The following is a 16,239-nucleotide window of genomic DNA, read 5'->3' as shown; positions in this document are numbered from 1 at the left end:
GGCAGGGCAGGGAAAACGATAATGATGGATTTTGCACGCCGTGGCGTCATGCTGGTGATCGCTTCGCCGTCGGGGGCTGGAAAATCCTCGATCTCGCGGCAATTGTTCGCTCAGGACCCAAACATTCGTCTGTCCGTCTCGATCACCACCCGCACCCGCCGCACCGACGAAATCGACGGCACCCATTATCATTTTATCGACGTTCCCACCTTCGAAAAAATGCGCGATCGCGGCGAACTGCTCGAATGGGCCGAAGTCCACGGCAATTACTACGCCACCCCCCGCGAAAAGGTCGAGGAGCGCCTGTCGACCGGTAAGGACATTCTTTTCGATATCGACTATCAGGGCACGCTGCAGCTCTACGAAAACTGCCGAGAGGACATGGTCACCGTCTTCATCCTGCCCCCCTCGATTGCCGAGTTGCGCGCCCGCCTCGAACGCCGCGCCCAGGACAGTGTCGGCACCATCGAAAAGCGCTTGCGCAACGCCCGCACCGAGATGGAGCACTATTCGGAATACGATTACGTGCTGGTCAATGAAGACCTCGAACAATCGGTGCAGATGGTCCGCTCCATCCTCGCCAGCGCCCGCCTCCAGCGCGGCCGCCAGACAAAGCTCGAAGGTTTTGTCGATGAACTGAAAGCCCAGATTGACGCTTTGGGTTAGAGCGCTTCCAGAATAAGTGGATACCACTTGTTCGGTTCGGAAGCGCGACAAAGCAAAGACCTGGAGCAATTGAAGCGGTTCAAAGAAGCGCTGAAATGCTCTAACCCCGCAACCGCGCCACTTCCCGCGCCATCGCGATATAGGTCGAAACCGGCAGCGTCTCGGCCCGTTCGTCGCCCTTGAGATCGACGGCGGCAAACAGCGCTTCCAGCGGCACACCCAGCCCTTTCAAACTCTGTCGTATCATCTTGCGCCGCTGACCGAACGCATGCCGCGTCACCTCTTCCAGTGCCCGCACCGGAACGTCGGCTTCAACGGGTTTGGGTACAATGTGTACAACTGACGAGGTGACCTTTGGCGGCGGCGTAAAGGCGTTGCGGTCCAGATTCATGGCGATGCGTGCGTCGGCACGCCAACCCGACAGAACCCCCAGCCGTCCGTAAGCCTTGTCCTCTGGCGTCGCCACGATCCGCTCGGCCACCTCGCGCTGAAACATTAGCGTCATGCTCTCGAACCACGCCGGCCATGGCTCCTGCGACAACCAGCCGGTCAAAAGCGGCGTGGCAATGTTATAGGGCAGATTGGCGACGATCTTGGTCCGCCCCTCGGCGAGCTTCCGATAGTCAACTTCGAGCGCATCGGCCGAAATGACCTCGAGCTTGCCCGGATAGGCGTCCGAAATCTGCGCGAGGGCAGGGAGAGTACGCTCATCGCGCTCGATGGCGATGACCTTTTTCGCGCCCGCAGCCAGCAGGGCCCGCGTCAGCCCGCCCGGACCCGGACCCACCTCGATCACCGTGACATCGGTCAGATCGCCTGCACTGCGCGCAATGCGCGCCGTCAGGTTCAGATCGAGCAGGAAATTCTGCCCCAGCTCCTTTTTCGCACGCAGTCCGTGCTCCGCGATCACTTCACGAAGCGGCGGTAAACCATCGATCTGACTCATGAAATCGCGTCCGCCAGACGGATCGCCGCCAGCATGGAGTTAAGGGAAGCCTTGCCCGTTCCAGCCAGCGAGAATGCGGTGCCGTGGTCGGGAGAGGTGCGCACGATCGGCAGGCCGAGCGTGACGTTGACCCCGGCATCGAACGCCACGGTCTTGATCGGGATCAGCGCCTGATCGTGATACATCGCCACCACACAATCATAATTGCGCCAATGCGGCGGATAAAAAAGCGTATCGGCGGACAGAGGCCCGAAAACGTCGATCCCCTCCATGCGCAACGCCGCCAGCGCCGGAACGATCGTGTCGACCTCCTCGGTCCCGATCATCCCGTCTTCTCCCGCATGCGGGTTGAGCCCCGCCACCCCGATCCTGGGCTTGGCGATGCCGAACCGGGCGGAAAGATCGCGCGCGATCACCCGGATCGTTTCGAGGATCAATTCGTGCGTGATCTGGCCCGGAACCTCGGCCAGTGGAATATGAATGGTCAGCGGCACGGTGCGCAGATCATCATGGACCAGCATCATGACGGGCAGGGGGATCGCATCGTCGTCTGCACAAAGCGCTGCCAGAAACTCGGTATGCCCGGGATATTCGAACCCCGCCCCATAGAGCGCCGCCTTGTGGATTGGCGCTGTAACCACTCCACGGAACAGCCCGGTTTGCACCGCATCGACCGCCTGGGCAATGGCTCCAACCACCACAGGCGCTGTGTTGGGGTCCGGATCGCCAGGTGTGTCATCGACATCGCCGACAATATCGATCACCGGCAGCGCGCGCTGGAACGTTTCGGTCGTATCCTCGGGCGCGATCGCCTCGATGTCGATATTGAGCCCCAGCCTTTCCGCCCGTGCAGCCAGAAAGCTGGCGTGCCCGTAAACGGCGAAAACCGGCAGTCCCAGGGACTGCCGGTCAGCGTAAAGTTGCAGGATCAGGTCAGGACCGATGCCGGCCGGTTCGCCCATGGTGAGCGCAAGCGGGGCCACGGTCCCTCGCCTCCTAGCGGCGAATGATCGTGGCGCTGGAGCGCAGCCGTGCCAGATAGGCTTCGGCTTCGGCCTGCAATGCGTCCGTGCCTGCTTCCTGGCGAAGTTCTTCGGTCAGGAACGTCAAATCCTCGGCTTCGGCCTTTTCGCAGATCGCCAGCATGGAAACGCCGTTTTCAACGACGCGCGGGCTGGAAATCTGCCCCACGGTCAACCCGGCCAGCTCGTTGGCAATGGCTTCGGGCAGTTGGGTCGCGTGGCGCCGGCCCAGATCGCGGACAGCGGCATCGGTGAACTGGATCGCCAGATCGACGGCAGTATCGCAGCCATTATAGCGGCTGCGGAACTGGTTGGCTTCTGCCGTGCGCCGTGAGGCGGAAATGCCCGAACCCTGCGGAATGACAAACAGTACTTCCTTGAGGATATAGTCAAAGCCAAGCGCCGGCGTCACCTGTTCAGCGGCCTGCATTTCCAGATCGAGCTCGGAAAGCTGTACCCGTGAACGCAGCACCTGAGACACCACCTGCTGCCATGCGATTGCGGCCTCAAGCCGGTCGCGCAGGCTTTGGGGGTTTACCCCGTTCTGGGTCAGGATGTTGGTAAGGTTGGAAACGCTCGAACGCATATTGGTCGCTATATTGGCAAACGCGGAATCGACCTGCCCGTCCGAGACGGAAATGCCGAGGCGGGACGCTTCGGCCAGCTTGATCGTATCGTCGATCAGGGAGTCGGTGGCCAGTTGCACCCGGGCGGAATTGCTCGATCCTTGTCCTTCGAGGCGCAACAGATTTGCGCGATCGTTGATCTGCTGGTCGGTTATGGGCTGGCCATTCACCGTCACCCGTGCGCCCTGCGCCTGTACCGCAGCCGCCATCAGGGCCAGTCCCAGAGCCAGACAGATGCCAGCGGTTCTCAATGCGAGCCATTGTTTCATGTGTTCCGCTCCCTAAAAGCGTCTTTTAGCCAAAGCCGTCCTCTAGCACAAATGCGGCCAAATTCGGCAGTTGCGATTGGGATTTGTTTAAAGCCTTACCGCTCGGAAGGGAAATGGCTTTTGCGAGCCGAAGTCAGAACCCGCCGCTGAGGTCTACGACCTCCGAATTCTCCGGCCCGCTCAGGCTGAAAGTGACGCCGACCCGGAAGTCGTTCGCCGTTCGGTGCGTTGGCCCCGTCCACCGTGTCTGGACGCCATAGGCCAGAAACTTGTCATCATAGGTCAGCCCCGCCGTCGCCTGCAGCCATTGGTTGGCCGTCAGATCCCAGGCCACACCCGCATTGGCTGTCCAGTAATCTGCCACCGGCACCTCTGCGCCCACCGCAACTTCGTGCCGGTCCTGTGGCTGGCTCAGCGCCGCCTGGCTCGCGATGAAGACGTAATCGCCGGTCACCCTGTATCCATCAACTTCGCCCGAGGCCGAGAGCTGCAAACGCGGAATGTCCCCGGTTGCCGGGTCCAGTTGCACCTTGGCCCCACCAGCCAGACCGCCATAACCGCCCTGAAGGCCGGCAACGAGATAGGACGCATCAGCGTTCATTCCCGACGCGACACCCGCGGTGCTGCCATCATTGGCGTTAAAGCCATTGGTCCCTGCCAGATGGAAGGACTGCCCCATCAGCGCGCTCAGCCATCCGCCATTGTCGAAACTGGTCTGGAACTGCCCGCCCACATTGGCCCGCAATCCCGTCTCCTGACGGTCGGCGCCAGAGAAACGGTTGAAGCTGAAAAGATTGGTGTCGTCGAAAACGAACCCCTGGGAATCATTGTTTATGATGCCCGGAACCGCTTCGCCGTCGCGATAGACAAGTTGCGCGATGGGCTCGATCACATGCGCAGCGCCAGCCGTCCGGGCCAGCAAGGGATAGCGGATATCGAGCGCCGCGATCGGCGTTGCCGAAAACAGGCTTTGCCCCGCCGGTGCGCTCGCATCGGCGCTGGCCCCGTCGTAGGTCGCCGCGTCACCGCGCAGCCCGAGATAGGGTGAAACCAGCAAACCGCCCGGAACGACGTACTGGTTGGACCAGCTCGCCTGCATCATGGCGTGAACCGATTGTCCCTCATAGCCGTGCACAAAGCCGGATCCGGTATCGTCCAGCGCCCGCGTGAGCCCCAAAAGCCGCCCGCTCAATTCAACGCGGCCAGCTCCGTTTTCCAGATCGACGACATGATCGATCACCGCATTGGGATGGGTCAGTGCCTGCTGGTTCTGGCGAGCATCGAACACAGCCTGGCTCGACCGGTTTCCGAGCGGCACAAATTGCTGCACCCGGATATCGGCATAGGTGTCGGAATCGAGATATTGCGCATAGACTTCGTTGCGCGTCGTGCCGCTGTCGATGTCGTAGTCGGGCAGATAGCCCGGGTCGGTGAACGCGGTATAGGACCATCCCAGCGTCCATTCGTCGGTCGGCGTGAACGTGCCGGTGGTCTGAACCGCGCCGCGCAGATTGCGGTTGGCCAGCCCGCTGAAGGCTCCGGGATTGAACTGATAAACGCCCGAGGCACTGATGGTGTAGCTCAGATCGCCCACAGTCTGGCGCCAGTCCACCGCCACGCCCGGCCCCTGGTTGAAATAGGCCGTGGGCGTAACAGCCAGCGTGCCATTGGCCACCCGATAGCGGAAAAAGGGCAGGGACAACGCGACGCCGTATTTGTCGTTGTAGCTCAGGACAGGGAACTCGACCCCTTCGTCCTGCGGCAGCGTCAGCCAAGGCAGCGAGATCACCGAAACCCCCAGCAATTGCAGCGAGGGTTGCTCGAAATAGATCACCTGCTCGGCTTCATCGGTGACGATGCGTGCCGCCTTGATCGACCACCCGATCCGGTTGCCGTTCGCATCGATACAGGTGCCACACGGCGCGTAGCTGCCATCGACGTAAACCCGCTCGACCCCTTCGTCGAAATTGGTCTCGGCTGCCGTAAAACGACTGCCATCGGGAAACGCCACGGTCAGCGCGCGCAAGAACCCTTCGCGGAACCCGTCTTCGAGTTCGACCCGCTCGGCAACATATTCGATGCCCTCGGGATCGATCACTGCCACATTGCCCACCAGTTCGACCCGGCCCGAACGTTGGTAATAGATCGCCCGGTCCGCCGATGCGCGAAAGCCCTGAAAGCTGATCCCCACGCGGCCCTGCGCCACGACCGTATCGTCGCGTGAATTGAAAACCATCGTATCGGCGGAAACCGCCATATCGCCGCCGCTGCCCGAGGGGATGCGGGAGAAGAAATCCGCCGGGACGAGCTGCTGGGCGCTTGCCACGGGTGCAAACGCGAGCGCTATGGCCATCACGCTGGCGAAAAGTGCGCCACGCCGCACCAATGTTGCCCCCAGGGGTGGTTTGTTCATCAAACGCGCCCGTCTTCTCTACGCAGGATCACGGTCAAACCGATCACGATGGCGACAAGGGCAGGGCCCCACGCCGCCGCAATCGGGTCGAGAACGCCTGCCGAGCCGGCCCGGTCAGCCATCTCCGTGATTACAAACACGACCAGGCCCAGGACGATTCCATAGACGATGGTCCACCCATAATGCCCTGTTCTTCGATAACCGGCGGTAAAGGCAAACGCAATCAGCAAAGCACCCACAAGAACGAACGGAACGGCATTGAGTTTTTGAAAACGCGTCTCGGCCGCTGCCCGCGCGAACGGGTCCGCGATTCCATTGCTCAACGCGCGTCGCAGGTCGAACCACGACATGTCCTCGGCGGTACCCAATTGCAGGCTCAATTCCGATTCCGTAGCGGTCGTCGCAATGGTCATCTCCGAAAAGGTGCGCGGCGCCCGGTCGATATCGAGGATCGTTCCGTCGGTGATCCGCCACTGACCAGGCTCGAGTTGGGCCAACCGCGCATGAATGCGCGTGCCCGTCTCCCCTTGCGGCTGCAGCCGCAATATCGAAACGTCGCGCAATCGGCTTCCGCCCTGGGTGACCGAGCGCGCATAGAGCATGTAATCGCCATCGGCACCGGTCTGATTGAACCACGTCTCCCGGTTCTGCACGCCATAGGCGCGGCCCCATCCGATCTGCGCCGCATCGAGCTGCTGATAGACGCGAATGGCAAAGCTGTCGACTACGGTGGTGACAATCACGCCTGAGAGGAGAATCATCAGGATCGGCCAGCGCATCGTCGACCAGATCGACCGCCCCGAGGCGCTGATGATCACCATTTCGCGGTGCGAGTGCAGGTCGATCAGCCCCACGATGGCTCCGATCAAAACGGTCACCGGCAGACCCAGAAGGCTCCAGCGCAACGCGCTCAGAAACGCCAGACCGGTCGATGTCCACGGCCCGGCCAAGGCCGCCGTCTGGTTGAACCGTCCGGTATCGAGAAATTCGACAAGCAGGATGATCCCGAAAAAGATGCCCACCACCAGCCCGATACGGGCGGCAAGGCGTATGCAGACGAGCCGTCCGACCCTGTTCATCGCGCCAGCCTCCAGCGCGGAAAGATGAAGGCGCGCCGTGTGCGAAGCCATAACAGGCCAAGCGAGAACGCGAGGATCACCGATGGCGCAATGAAATGCCGCGCGCCGCCGCCCGAAAAAGCGCTCACCGCCTGTTCGGCAAACGCCACCAGAAGAATTACCAGTTCCATCGGTATCCGCCGACGCCCGCGCCCGCCATCGGGGTAGGCGCAAAACGCCGCCGCCAGCGCGCAGATGGCCAGCGCCCGCAGCGTATCGGCGAACCGCTCGTTGAGCATCTTGATTTCTTCACGCGTCGCGCTGCCCGCCAGCGCCTTGGCGGCCAGCCCGAAACTGTCGGTCTGGGCGGCGCTCGTCGTGCGCGATGCCGCATCGATCAAGCTCGCAAGACTGATATGGTACTGGGCGAACCTTATCTGGCTCAGTCCGCCGCGCTCGGCGCTTTCATACTGGATGGCGCCATTGTTGAGGATCAGCTGGTAGCCCGTCTCGTCCTGAAACACCGAAGCGGTTTCGGCAAAATAGGTTCGCCGCGTTTCGTTGGTCGTGTCGTCGAAAAAGAAATCGACAAGCGTTCCGTCCCGCCTCCGCGCCGAGATCGAAAACACCAATCCGTCCTCGATTTCCGTGAACCGCCCCGGCACCAGCGCCCGCCCGACCACATCGGCGGCGATTTCCGCCGACCAGTCCGCCGAAATCCGCCGCGAGTGGGGTTCGATATAATTGCTCACCAGCGTCACGATCGCCGCCCCGGCCAGCGTGAACGAGATGATCCCGCGCCACAGCGCGTCGGTGCGCTGCCCGGCATGGATGGTGTGCAATTCGCGTGACGATTGCAGCGCCCGCAACCCCCGCACCAGCCCGATTGCGAAACACACATAGAGAATCGAGCGTGCAAAAGTCGGCGTGGTCAGGCCGCTCTGGCCCATAAGGGTTAGAAAATTCTGCCCCTTGGCCGAAACGAGATCGAACAGCCGCAAAAGCTGCATCAGCCAGATCAGCGCGCCGCCCGCCGCGAAAATGGTAAGCGCCTGCGCAAAGAACTGGCTCTGCAGATATCGCGAAAGTCTGTCCAAGGGGCGGGTCTAAGTCCTGTGCCGGCGAGTCAGATGTGCTTTTACCCTGTTCGCGTGGCGGCCAAAAGCGCAGCGTGGCAACAGATTGCGCCAAATGATGGCTGCGCATTGACGCACCGCCCCCCGCGGACAATGCTCAACTCTTCCAGCCCGGCGAATCCTCGCCGGTTTTATGCCCTCGCCAGTCAAGGTTGCCGCGCCCATGCCGCAAACGCTCTCGATCTCGCTAGCCGAAAACCTGCCCGATTCCCCCGCCGCCCTCGTGCTCTATGCAAACGGAAACGGCGAAATGGGCCCGGTAGCCGCCGGCCTCTGGAAGCGTACCGGCCTCGACTTTTCCCGTATCGCCAAGGCCACAGGCTTCTCCGGCCGCCCCGGCCACATGATCGATATCGCCGCCCCCACCGGCCTTGACTGCGATCGCCTTCTGGTGCTCGGCCGTGGCGCCGATGGAGAAGGGGACAATGACGCCGCGTGGGCTGACAGGGGCGGCTCGCTCTACGCCAAGCTCGACGCCGCCGGTGTGTCTGATGCGGCAGTGGTGCTCGACGAACCGGGACTGACCCCGCACCTGGTCGGCGCGCTGGGCGCCGGCGCCCGTCTGCGCTCCTACCGCTTTGAAAAATACCGCACCCGCCGCAAGAACGGCGCGACCCATCCCGCCACGCTCACCTTGGTCGTCGCCAAGGCTTCGGGCATGCAGTCCGCGCTCGGTGACGCTCTCGCTGTCGCCGACGGCACCATTCTGGCCCGCGACCTGGTCAACGAACCCGCCAATCTGCTCGGCCCGTCCGACATGGCCGATGTCGCCAACACCCTGGCCGATCGCGGCCTGTCGGTCGAAGTGCTCGACGAGACCCAGATGAAGGCCCTCGGCATGGGCGCCATCCTTGCCGTAGGGCAGGGGTCCGTTCGCCCCCCACGTCTCGTCGTCATGCAATGGAACGGTGGCAAAAAGGGCCAGCCGCCTTTGGCCTTTGTCGGCAAGGGCATCGTTTTCGATACCGGCGGCATTTCCATCAAGCCCGCCGCCTCGATGGAAAACATGAAAGGCGATATGGGCGGTGCCGCCGCCGTTCTGGGATTGATGCAGTCCCTCGCCACCCGCAAGGCCAAACTCAATGCCGTCGGCATCCTGGCCCTGGCCGAAAACATGCCCGACGCCAACGCCTACCGCCCCGGCGACGTTATCACTGCCATGTCGGGCGAAACCATCGAGATCATCTCGACCGACGCTGAAGGTCGCCTCGTTCTGGCCGATGCCCTGTGGTATTGTCAGGATCGGTTCAAGCCCAAAGCCATGTTCGACATCGCAACCCTCACCGGCGCCATCCGCATCGCGCTGGGCGAGGATTATGCCGGCGTTTTCACCAACACCGATGCGCTGGCCGCCAAACTCCAGCAGGCCGGCCGCGCTTCCGGCGAAAAGGTCTGGCACCTCCCCATCGGCCCCGCCTACGACAAACTCATCGAAAGCCGCTTCGCCGACATCAAAAACCAGGGCGGGCGCCTGGGCGGCGCCTCCATCGCCGGCCAGTTCCTCTCCCACTTCGTGGGCGATACCCCCTGGGCCCACATCGACATCGCCTCCACCGCCTTCGGCAAGGCCTCGACGGAAACCAACACCTCATGGGCGACGGGTTTCGGGGTGGCGCTGTTCGATCGGTTGATCAGGGATGGGTATGAGGATGGGACTTAGGCGCCCACCGGGCGCCGAGGGGCCTGTGCTTCTGTGGCGGGCCGCTGCGGCCATCGCAGCCGCCGGGGCCGGGTACACTCAACGCAACGCCGGCGCGCATCAATGTGGGTGCAAAATCTGAGAGCTGCCATACCTCGTCGATATGCCAGACGCCGGGGCCCACGCTGCCGGGCAGCATCAGCGCAACATTTGCTGCGATCAAGGCAGTTATTGCGGCTTCGTCACGCCCATCAAGGGTCAGGCGGCGATGAATGGAATCCCCAGCGTTCTGCCCCTTGGCTGCCACGACCAGCGACGCGCGATCCGATCCCAGCTGAAACCGGGTCATGCTCCAGTGCAGCAAGCGGCGAAACCATGCCTTCGAGGCCAGCCGCGACAATAGCTGCAGCGAACCCTTTGTAATCAAGGGAGAGTCCAGCCCAAGCCGGGTGACAACGGGTGACAATCCTTGGCGGCGCGCCAGCACATGCTGATCAGCAAAGTCGAATGGCATCGTGGCAACCGGCTTTGCCTCCGGGCCAAAACGCAGCATTTGCACAGCGCCCCGCGTCAGAGGTTCCAAATTGTCGAGTGTCCAGTTCAGCGCAGCCGGGCCATGCGTGCTCCCAAGTCCCAACAGCACACCGATGGTCAATGCTTCGATATGCTCCAACTCGGCGGCGGCGGTGCGCGCCATGAGATTGCTTAACCCCGGCGCCAGACCGACCGAGAGCACGGCGCGGCCATCATGGGCGCGAGCGAGAGCGTCAAGCGCCTCGATCCTCCGAAGGACATCATCGGTAGCCGAGATGTCGATATAGGCCAGACCTTTTTTGAGAACATGCGCGGGAAATTCATCCGTTGCGACATCGAGGCAGACGATGACCGTCTCAATCCCCGCTAGGGCATGATCCCAGCTTTGGGAATCGTTGAGATCAATGGTCACCCACTCGCAACCGAGTTGACCAGCCACTGCCGCCGACCGGCCCGCGTCGCGTCCACCGATCCGCACACCGGCTCGCCCGTCCTGCGCCAGATGCTGCGCGATCTGTCGTCCAACGTGACCATAGCCACCAATGATGAGAATTCCTGCCATCTCTTGTGCCCCGCTGGCTTGGCGCCGATACTGGCGCAATGAATGACCACGAAACACAGCGAATCGTGACTATCCAAATGGGAAGCCAGGCGAACGACACGCCCCGCACGGCACGCCACCCGACCGAATGCCTTGCGGAAGACTGGTTGGCCTTCCTCGGGCACCGTTGGAATGCGCTGATCCTCTGGCACCTTGCCAATGGTCCTATGCGATATGGTGAGTTGAGGGACGCGTTGCCTGGCATCACCCCCAAGGTGCTGAGTGAGCGGCTGGCCGGATTGACCGGACGTCTTTTGATACTGCGCACGGTCAGCAATGGTTTCCCTCGGGAAACGAGCTATCAACTGACGCCACAGGGATCGACCCTGGGGCCGATTGTCCTGCGGCTCTATGACTGGGCGGAAGAAAATGCAGCCCGGATCTGAGCACGGACAGAATTGACCGCTTCGCACCCCCCACCCATCCAATGCGATAACACGCCCATGACCGATCTCCTCTTCTACCACCTCGAAACCCGCCCGCTCGAATCCGTGTTGCCCATGCTGCTCGAAAAGACCATGGAGCGCGGTTGGCGGGCGGTGGTGGAGGTGGGCAGCGCCGAGCGCCTCGAAACCATCGATTCTGCGCTCTGGACCTATTCCGACGACAGTTTTCTGCCCCACGCCGTCGCGCGGGGGGAAGAAGCCGATGCGCTCCAGCCCGTGCTGCTGACCGGCGGCGATGAAAACCCCAACGGCGCCGCCATCCGCTTTTTCGTCGACCGTGCCACCCCGCGCCAGCTCGAAGGCTATGAGCGACTGGTCTATATCTTCAACGGCCACGATCCCGATGCCGTCACCGAAGCGCGCCAGGTGTGGCGCACCCTCAAACCGGTTTATGATCTCACCTATTGGCAGCAGGACGGCGAGGGCCGCTGGAGCAAGAAGGCTTGATGGACTCGTCTTTCGAACCCAGGGTCAGGCACACCCCGCTTGAGGATTTTCTTGCCATCCTGCTCGGCACCCTGTTTGTCGGGCTTGGCGTCACCTTCTATTCCGAAGCCCAGATCACCACCGGCAGCACCGCCGGTCTGGCCCTGCTCGTCCAATACGCCACCGGCCTGCCGTTCGGCGCCGTGTTCTTCGTCGTCAATCTGCCGTTTTATATTCTGGCCTTCCTGCGCATGGGCTGGCAGTTCACGCTCAAAACCTTCGTCGCCGTTGGCCTCGTTTCGGTCTATCCGGCGCTGATGCCCAACTGGCTCAACATTTCAGGCATAAACCCGTTCTTTGCCGCCATTGCCGGCGGCGCCATGATGGGAATGGGCATCCTCGCCCTGTTCCGCCACCGCGCCAGCCTGGGCGGCGTCAACATTCTGGCGCTCTACCTGCAGGACAATCACAAGATCCCGGCCGGCTATGTCCAGTTCGGCATCGATTTTTTCATCCTCATCGCGGCGGTCTTCATCCTGCCCTTCGACAGGGTTCTGCTCTCGCTCGTCGGCGCTGCCTTCATGAGCCTGGTCATCATTCTCAACCACAAGCCGGGGCGGTACATGGGGGTAAGCTGAGCCCACAGCCCTCCTGGCCATCCGGGGCGAAGACCCGGGATCCAGTACCCGGCAGCGCTGGCAAAGAGTGCTCGACTCGGCCGATCTGATGGGCCCCATAAAGGGCCGACCCCCTCCCGCGCCAGCCTCGATACGCGCTACTCGACCCGGCCCAGCTTCTCGAGCTTGAGCTTGCGCATCAGCTCGAAATGCTCGCGCACCGGCATGATGTCGGACACATAAAGCTCATAGAAGAAATCGACCCATTCATAGCACAGGATCACTTCGCGGGTTTCGAGGTCATAGAACGCATTGACCTCGCCGCAGTTCTCCGCGGTGATCTGCACCGGGTTGGGCAAAACGTAGTTTTTGGCAACCCAGTCCGCATACTGCTCGAGCACCTGCGCCTGTTCCAGAAGCGCCTGTGCCTCCGGATACTGCCCCCGTGTATCGCGGTACTGCACCGTAACATCGGAGGCCGGGGCGCCTTCGCGAAGATGAGGCTCCAGCACCGTCGACCACCCCCGCTCGGCGATCCGATAATCCTCGGCGCAGCTTTTCTGCCGATCGATGGGCAGCGAAATTCGCGTCGCATATTGGGTATGCCGCTCGTAATCGCTCCCCACCATCAGGCACGCCATGGCGTAAGAGCGCTGGATATCGAGACTGTGCGCGCCGTAAAACGCCGAATTGACGTATCCGCGCGATGGCCGGAAGCTCTCCGAATAGAGCCAACCCTCGATGGTATCCTGCAGCCCGATCACATCCTCTTCGGTTCCCGTGTCGAGCATGAGCAGCGTGGCCATCATGTCCACGGCGTCTTCTTCTCGCCCCAGCACCGGCAGTTCCAGTTGGTCGACCAGCAGATGCCCGATTTCATGGAGCATGGTGTGACGTGTGTTGTTGAGCGCAAACTGAATGGCCGCATCGCGCTGCGCGTTGGTCAATTGCTGGCCCGCCGCCGGCGCAACCCCCGCCAGCATCGCCAAAAGCGCTGCAATTACCCGTTTCGCCATGCTCGATCCTCGTCCCGCATCGTCTTGAGCCACCTTAGCGCGGGGCATAGACCTGTTCCAGACGGCTTGGCGCGCTTCGGTAAAGAAACCTCTCAGGCCTCGGCCTGAGCGTCCTCGAGTTCGGCGCTTTTTTCCAGCCATTGATCCTCGAGCGCGGCAATCTCGCCCTCGAATTTCGCCTTCTCGATCCCCAGCGCAATCGCCTTGTCCGCATCGCCTGTATAAAGCGCCGGATCATCGAGTTGCTTGTCGATTTTGGCCAGATCCTTGCGCTTCCACTCCAGCTTTTGCTCGATGGATTTGATTTCCTTGCGCAACGGCGCCAACTCGGCCCGCTTCGCCGCCGCTTCCTGCCGCTCGCGCTTGCGGTCCGATGCCGAACCGCCCCCGCCATTGCCGCTCGCTCCGTTCGAGGTCAGGCTGCGCTGATACCCGTCCAGATCGTCCTCGAACTCGGCCACCGTGCCGTTCTCGGCGATCCACAGTGTATCGCAGGTCGCTTCGATCAGATGCCGGTCGTGCGAGATTATCAGCACCGCGCCCTTATAGTCATTGAGCGCATGGACCAGCGCATCGCGACTGTCGATGTCGAGATGGTTGGTTGGTTCGTCCAAAACCAGCATGCCCGGCCCGCCAAACGTGATGATCCCCATCAAAAGCCGCGCCCGCTCGCCACCCGAAAGGTTTTTCGCTTTCGTGTCCATCCGCGTCGTCGAAAGCCCCATTTGCGCCACCCGCGCCCGGCGCTTCGCTTCGCTTTCGAGCGGCATCAGATCGATCACATGCTCATATGGAGTCTGCTCGGGCTTGAGATGATCGAGCTGGTGCTGTGCGAAATAGGCGACATCGAGCGTTTTCGCCCGCAGCATCTGCCCGCCCATCGGCTTCAGTTCGCCTGAGAGCAGCTTGGCAAAAGTCGATTTGCCGTTCCCGTTCGGCCCGATCAGCGCAATCCGGTCGTCCGGATCGATCCGGTTGGTGATCTTGTTTAGAATAACCGTCTCGCCATACCCCACCGACACATTGTCGAAGGTTATCATCGGCGTGGCCGGCGATTTCTTGGGCTGCTGAAAGCTGAAAGGTGCCGCAAATTCATCGAACAATGCCTCGGGCGGCCGCAGTTTGGCGATTGCCTTGACCCGGCTCTGCGCCTGCTTGGCCTTGGTCGCCTTGGCCTTGAACCGATCGACGAACTTCTGCATGTGCTCGATCTGGGCGAGCGTTTTTTCCCGCGCCTTGTTCTGCAGCTCCATTTGCATGCGGCGCGTTTCCTCGAATGTGTCGTAAGCGCCCTTGTAAAAGGTCAGCTTGCCGCGCTCGAGATGGATGATCGAATTGACCGCCTTGTTGAGCAGGTCGCGATCGTGAGAAATCATGAAGACCGTATAAGGATAGGTCGCCAGATATTTCTCCAGCCACAGCGTCCCTTCGAGATCGAGATAGTTGGTCGGCTCGTCGAGGAGCAAAAGATCAGGCTGGGAAAAAAGCACCCCGGCCAGTGCCACGCGCATCCGCCAGCCACCCGAAAGCTCCCGGCACGGCCCATGCTGGCGCTCAAGCGAAAACCCCAGTCCTTTGAGGATTGCGCTGGCCCGCGCCTCGGCTGTGTGCGCGTCGATATCGGCCAGCCGCGTATGAATGTCGGCGATCCGGTGCGGATCGTGCGCGGTTTCCGCCTCCTCGAGCAGCGCCGTACGCTCTTTGTCGGCGGACAGCACCATGTCGAGCACGCTCATCTCGCTGACCGGCGCTTCCTGCGCCACCGCCCCGATCCGCGCCCGCTTGCTCAATTCGATCGATCCCTGCTCGGGCGACAAGAACCCCTGGATCAATTGAAATAGCGTGGTCTTGCCCGATCCGTTCTTGCCCACGAACCCGGTCTTGGCTCCAGTCGGCAACGTAACCGACGCCCCCTCGAACAGGGGACGCCCGGCAATCTTGTAATGAAGGTTTGTGATCGTAAGCATGATGGCGCGGTGAGTAACCTTGACTGCCCGCCCGCGCAAGTGGTGCGGATGCAGGGCAGGTCCGCGCCATGCGTGCCACCAAGCCGTCTTGCCTCTGCCATGGACTAACGCTAAAAGGCCCCACTTTCTCTCATCCCTTCCAATAAGGACCAGACACAATGGCCATTCAGCGCACCTTTTCGATCATCAAGCCGGACGCCACAAAGCGCAATCTGACCGGCAAGATCATCTCTAAATTCGAGGATGCCGGCCTGCGCATCGTCGCTTCCAAGCGCATCCAGATGACCCGCGAACAGGCCGAAGGCTTCTATGCGGTCCACAAGGAACGCCCGTTCTTTGGCGAACTGGTCGATTTCATGATCTCGGGCCCCGTCGTCGTTCAGGTCCTCGAAGGCGAAGACGCCATCGCAAAGAACCGTGAAGTCATGGGCGCCACCAACCCCGAAAACGCCGAACCCGGCACCATCCGCAAGGAATTTGCCCTCTCGGTCGGCGAAAACTCGGTCCACGGCTCGGATGCACCCGAAACCGCTGCCGAAGAAATCAAGTTCTTCTTCAACGACGATGAAATCGTCGGGTAACGATCCTGCGGCAAAGACCCCACAAGGTGGGTGTCAGCACCGGAATCAAGACGCCACGTTCTTTTGAACGTGGCGTTTTTTTTGAAGATTGCATCAATGTGCTTGTAACCAATAAGCTGTACACGAGTCCGGGCGTCCCAGGCTGGGTGGCAAAGAGGCCAAATATCTGCCGCCCAAGCCATGGCTGAACAGCCTGACGGGAAGCACGGACCAAAAACGGCGGCTGCGTGTTCATCCGAGGGGTGGGCGCGCCCGGTCTTTTTGCGGGGAAGACAC

Annotated in this window: 15 protein-coding genes; 6 read left to right on the top strand and 9 right to left on the bottom strand. The window is 61.6% G+C overall.

All coding sequences use genetic code 11. The annotated features are described in order from the left end of the window. The first annotated feature begins 21 nt into the window (after positions 1–21). Positions 22–666 (top strand): guanylate kinase, encoded by a 645-nt coding sequence (gene gmk / locus OF122_RS13380; protein WP_264224713.1) that lies wholly within the window; start codon positions 22–24, stop codon positions 664–666. A 100-nt stretch (positions 667–766) separates the two neighbouring features. On the opposite strand, the gene rsmA is transcribed toward gmk, so the two are convergent. The 6 genes from rsmA to OF122_RS13350 all read right to left on the bottom strand — a co-directional run bounded on the left by rsmA (position 767) and on the right by OF122_RS13350 (position 8,097). Beyond that, the gene (gene rsmA, locus OF122_RS13375) at positions 767–1,612 is read right to left on the bottom strand and encodes a 16S rRNA (adenine(1518)-N(6)/adenine(1519)-N(6))-dimethyltransferase RsmA (protein ID WP_264224712.1); all 846 of its coding nucleotides are present in this window, start codon (positions 1,610–1,612) and stop codon (positions 767–769) included. Continuing rightward, positions 1,609–2,595, bottom strand: coding sequence for a 4-hydroxythreonine-4-phosphate dehydrogenase PdxA (pdxA, locus tag OF122_RS13370; protein WP_264224711.1), 987 nt, complete (start codon positions 2,593–2,595; stop codon positions 1,609–1,611). Before pdxA ends, rsmA begins: the two co-directional genes overlap by 4 nt. Before the next feature lie 13 nt (positions 2,596–2,608). Beyond that, on the bottom strand, positions 2,609–3,529 hold the full coding sequence (locus OF122_RS13365; protein ID WP_264224710.1) for a peptidylprolyl isomerase: 921 nt from the start codon (positions 3,527–3,529) through the stop codon (positions 2,609–2,611). 133 nt (positions 3,530–3,662) lie between these two features. Next, positions 3,663–5,942, bottom strand: coding sequence for an LPS-assembly protein LptD (locus OF122_RS13360; RefSeq protein WP_264224709.1), 2,280 nt, complete (start codon positions 5,940–5,942; stop codon positions 3,663–3,665). After that, positions 5,942–7,021 carry an LptF/LptG family permease gene (locus tag OF122_RS13355; protein WP_264224708.1) on the bottom strand — a complete coding sequence of 360 codons (1,080 nt, stop codon included), beginning with the start codon at positions 7,019–7,021 and terminating at the stop codon, positions 5,942–5,944. Before OF122_RS13355 ends, OF122_RS13360 begins: the two co-directional genes overlap by 1 nt. Next, positions 7,018–8,097, bottom strand: a complete 1,080-nt coding sequence (locus OF122_RS13350; protein WP_264224707.1) for an LptF/LptG family permease — start codon at positions 8,095–8,097, stop codon at positions 7,018–7,020. Before OF122_RS13350 ends, OF122_RS13355 begins: the two co-directional genes overlap by 4 nt. A gap of 202 nt (positions 8,098–8,299) precedes the next feature. Here OF122_RS13350 and OF122_RS13345 point away from each other — a divergent pair, with 202 nt between their 5' ends. Continuing rightward, positions 8,300–9,796, top strand: a complete 1,497-nt coding sequence (locus OF122_RS13345; protein ID WP_264224706.1) for a leucyl aminopeptidase — start codon at positions 8,300–8,302, stop codon at positions 9,794–9,796. Here the strand turns inward: OF122_RS13345 and OF122_RS13340 are convergent. Then, the gene (locus OF122_RS13340) at positions 9,768–10,871 is read right to left on the bottom strand and encodes an NAD(P)H-binding protein (RefSeq protein WP_264224705.1); all 1,104 of its coding nucleotides are present in this window, start codon (positions 10,869–10,871) and stop codon (positions 9,768–9,770) included. The two genes, OF122_RS13345 and OF122_RS13340, sit on opposite strands and share 29 nt — an antisense overlap. Positions 10,872–10,909: 38 nt before the next feature. Here OF122_RS13340 and OF122_RS13335 point away from each other — a divergent pair, with 38 nt between their 5' ends. The 3 genes from OF122_RS13335 to OF122_RS13325 are packed head-to-tail and all read left to right on the top strand — an operon-like array spanning position 10,910 to position 12,420. Then, positions 10,910–11,296: a winged helix-turn-helix transcriptional regulator gene (locus OF122_RS13335; RefSeq protein WP_264224704.1), complete on the top strand. Its 387-nt coding sequence runs from the start codon at positions 10,910–10,912 to the stop codon at positions 11,294–11,296. Between the two features lie 57 nt (positions 11,297–11,353). Then, positions 11,354–11,803, top strand: a complete 450-nt coding sequence (locus OF122_RS13330) for a DNA polymerase III subunit chi (RefSeq protein WP_264224703.1) — start codon at positions 11,354–11,356, stop codon at positions 11,801–11,803. Beyond that, positions 11,803–12,420 carry a YitT family protein gene (locus OF122_RS13325; RefSeq protein ID WP_264224702.1) on the top strand — a complete coding sequence of 206 codons (618 nt, stop codon included), beginning with the start codon at positions 11,803–11,805 and terminating at the stop codon, positions 12,418–12,420. The genes OF122_RS13330 and OF122_RS13325 overlap by 1 nt, the downstream gene beginning before the upstream one ends. 137 nt (positions 12,421–12,557) lie before the next feature. On the opposite strand, the gene OF122_RS13320 is transcribed toward OF122_RS13325, so the two are convergent. Together OF122_RS13320 and OF122_RS13315 are read right to left on the bottom strand one after the other, a co-directional pair. Further along, a complete protein-coding gene (locus tag OF122_RS13320; protein ID WP_264224701.1) occupies positions 12,558–13,415 on the bottom strand; it encodes a DUF4344 domain-containing metallopeptidase in 858 nt (285 codons plus the stop codon). 92 nt (positions 13,416–13,507) lie between these two features. Beyond that, positions 13,508–15,382 (bottom strand): ABC-F family ATP-binding cassette domain-containing protein, encoded by a 1,875-nt coding sequence (locus OF122_RS13315; RefSeq protein ID WP_264224700.1) that lies wholly within the window; start codon positions 15,380–15,382, stop codon positions 13,508–13,510. 158 nt (positions 15,383–15,540) lie between these two features. On the opposite strand from OF122_RS13315, the gene ndk reads away from it, so the two are divergent. Beyond that, positions 15,541–15,963 carry a nucleoside-diphosphate kinase gene (ndk, locus tag OF122_RS13310; RefSeq protein ID WP_264224699.1) on the top strand — a complete coding sequence of 141 codons (423 nt, stop codon included), beginning with the start codon at positions 15,541–15,543 and terminating at the stop codon, positions 15,961–15,963. The last annotated feature ends 276 nt before the right edge of the window (positions 15,964–16,239 follow it).

Origin of the sequence: Pelagibacterium flavum (genome assembly GCF_025854335.1) — a bacterium.
Taxonomy (GTDB): domain Bacteria; phylum Pseudomonadota; class Alphaproteobacteria; order Rhizobiales; family Devosiaceae; genus Pelagibacterium; species Pelagibacterium flavum.
Note: the sequence above shows the minus strand (reverse complement) of the source record. Positions and strands in the feature narration are given on the sequence as shown.

Excerpts from the sequence above, each read along its gene's own strand:
- gmk (WP_264224713.1), top strand. The coding sequence starts at position 22 with ATGATGGATTTTGCACGCCGTGGCGTCATGCTGGTGATCGCTTCGCCG.
- rsmA (WP_264224712.1), bottom strand. The coding sequence starts at position 1,612 with ATGAGTCAGATCGATGGTTTACCGCCGCTTCGTGAAGTGATCGCGGAG.
- OF122_RS13365 (WP_264224710.1), bottom strand. The coding sequence starts at position 3,529 with ATGAAACAATGGCTCGCATTGAGAACCGCTGGCATCTGTCTGGCTCTG.
- OF122_RS13360 (WP_264224709.1), bottom strand. The coding sequence starts at position 5,942 with ATGAACAAACCACCCCTGGGGGCAACATTGGTGCGGCGTGGCGCACTT.
- OF122_RS13355 (WP_264224708.1), bottom strand. The coding sequence starts at position 7,021 with ATGAACAGGGTCGGACGGCTCGTCTGCATACGCCTTGCCGCCCGTATC.
- OF122_RS13345 (WP_264224706.1), top strand. The coding sequence starts at position 8,300 with ATGCCGCAAACGCTCTCGATCTCGCTAGCCGAAAACCTGCCCGATTCC.
- OF122_RS13340 (WP_264224705.1), bottom strand. The coding sequence starts at position 10,871 with ATGGCAGGAATTCTCATCATTGGTGGCTATGGTCACGTTGGACGACAG.
- OF122_RS13335 (WP_264224704.1), top strand. The coding sequence starts at position 10,910 with ATGAATGACCACGAAACACAGCGAATCGTGACTATCCAAATGGGAAGC.
- OF122_RS13330 (WP_264224703.1), top strand. The coding sequence starts at position 11,354 with ATGACCGATCTCCTCTTCTACCACCTCGAAACCCGCCCGCTCGAATCC.
- OF122_RS13325 (WP_264224702.1), top strand. The coding sequence starts at position 11,803 with ATGGACTCGTCTTTCGAACCCAGGGTCAGGCACACCCCGCTTGAGGAT.
- OF122_RS13320 (WP_264224701.1), bottom strand. The coding sequence starts at position 13,415 with ATGGCGAAACGGGTAATTGCAGCGCTTTTGGCGATGCTGGCGGGGGTT.
- OF122_RS13315 (WP_264224700.1), bottom strand. The coding sequence starts at position 15,382 with ATGCTTACGATCACAAACCTTCATTACAAGATTGCCGGGCGTCCCCTG.
- ndk (WP_264224699.1), top strand. The coding sequence starts at position 15,541 with ATGGCCATTCAGCGCACCTTTTCGATCATCAAGCCGGACGCCACAAAG.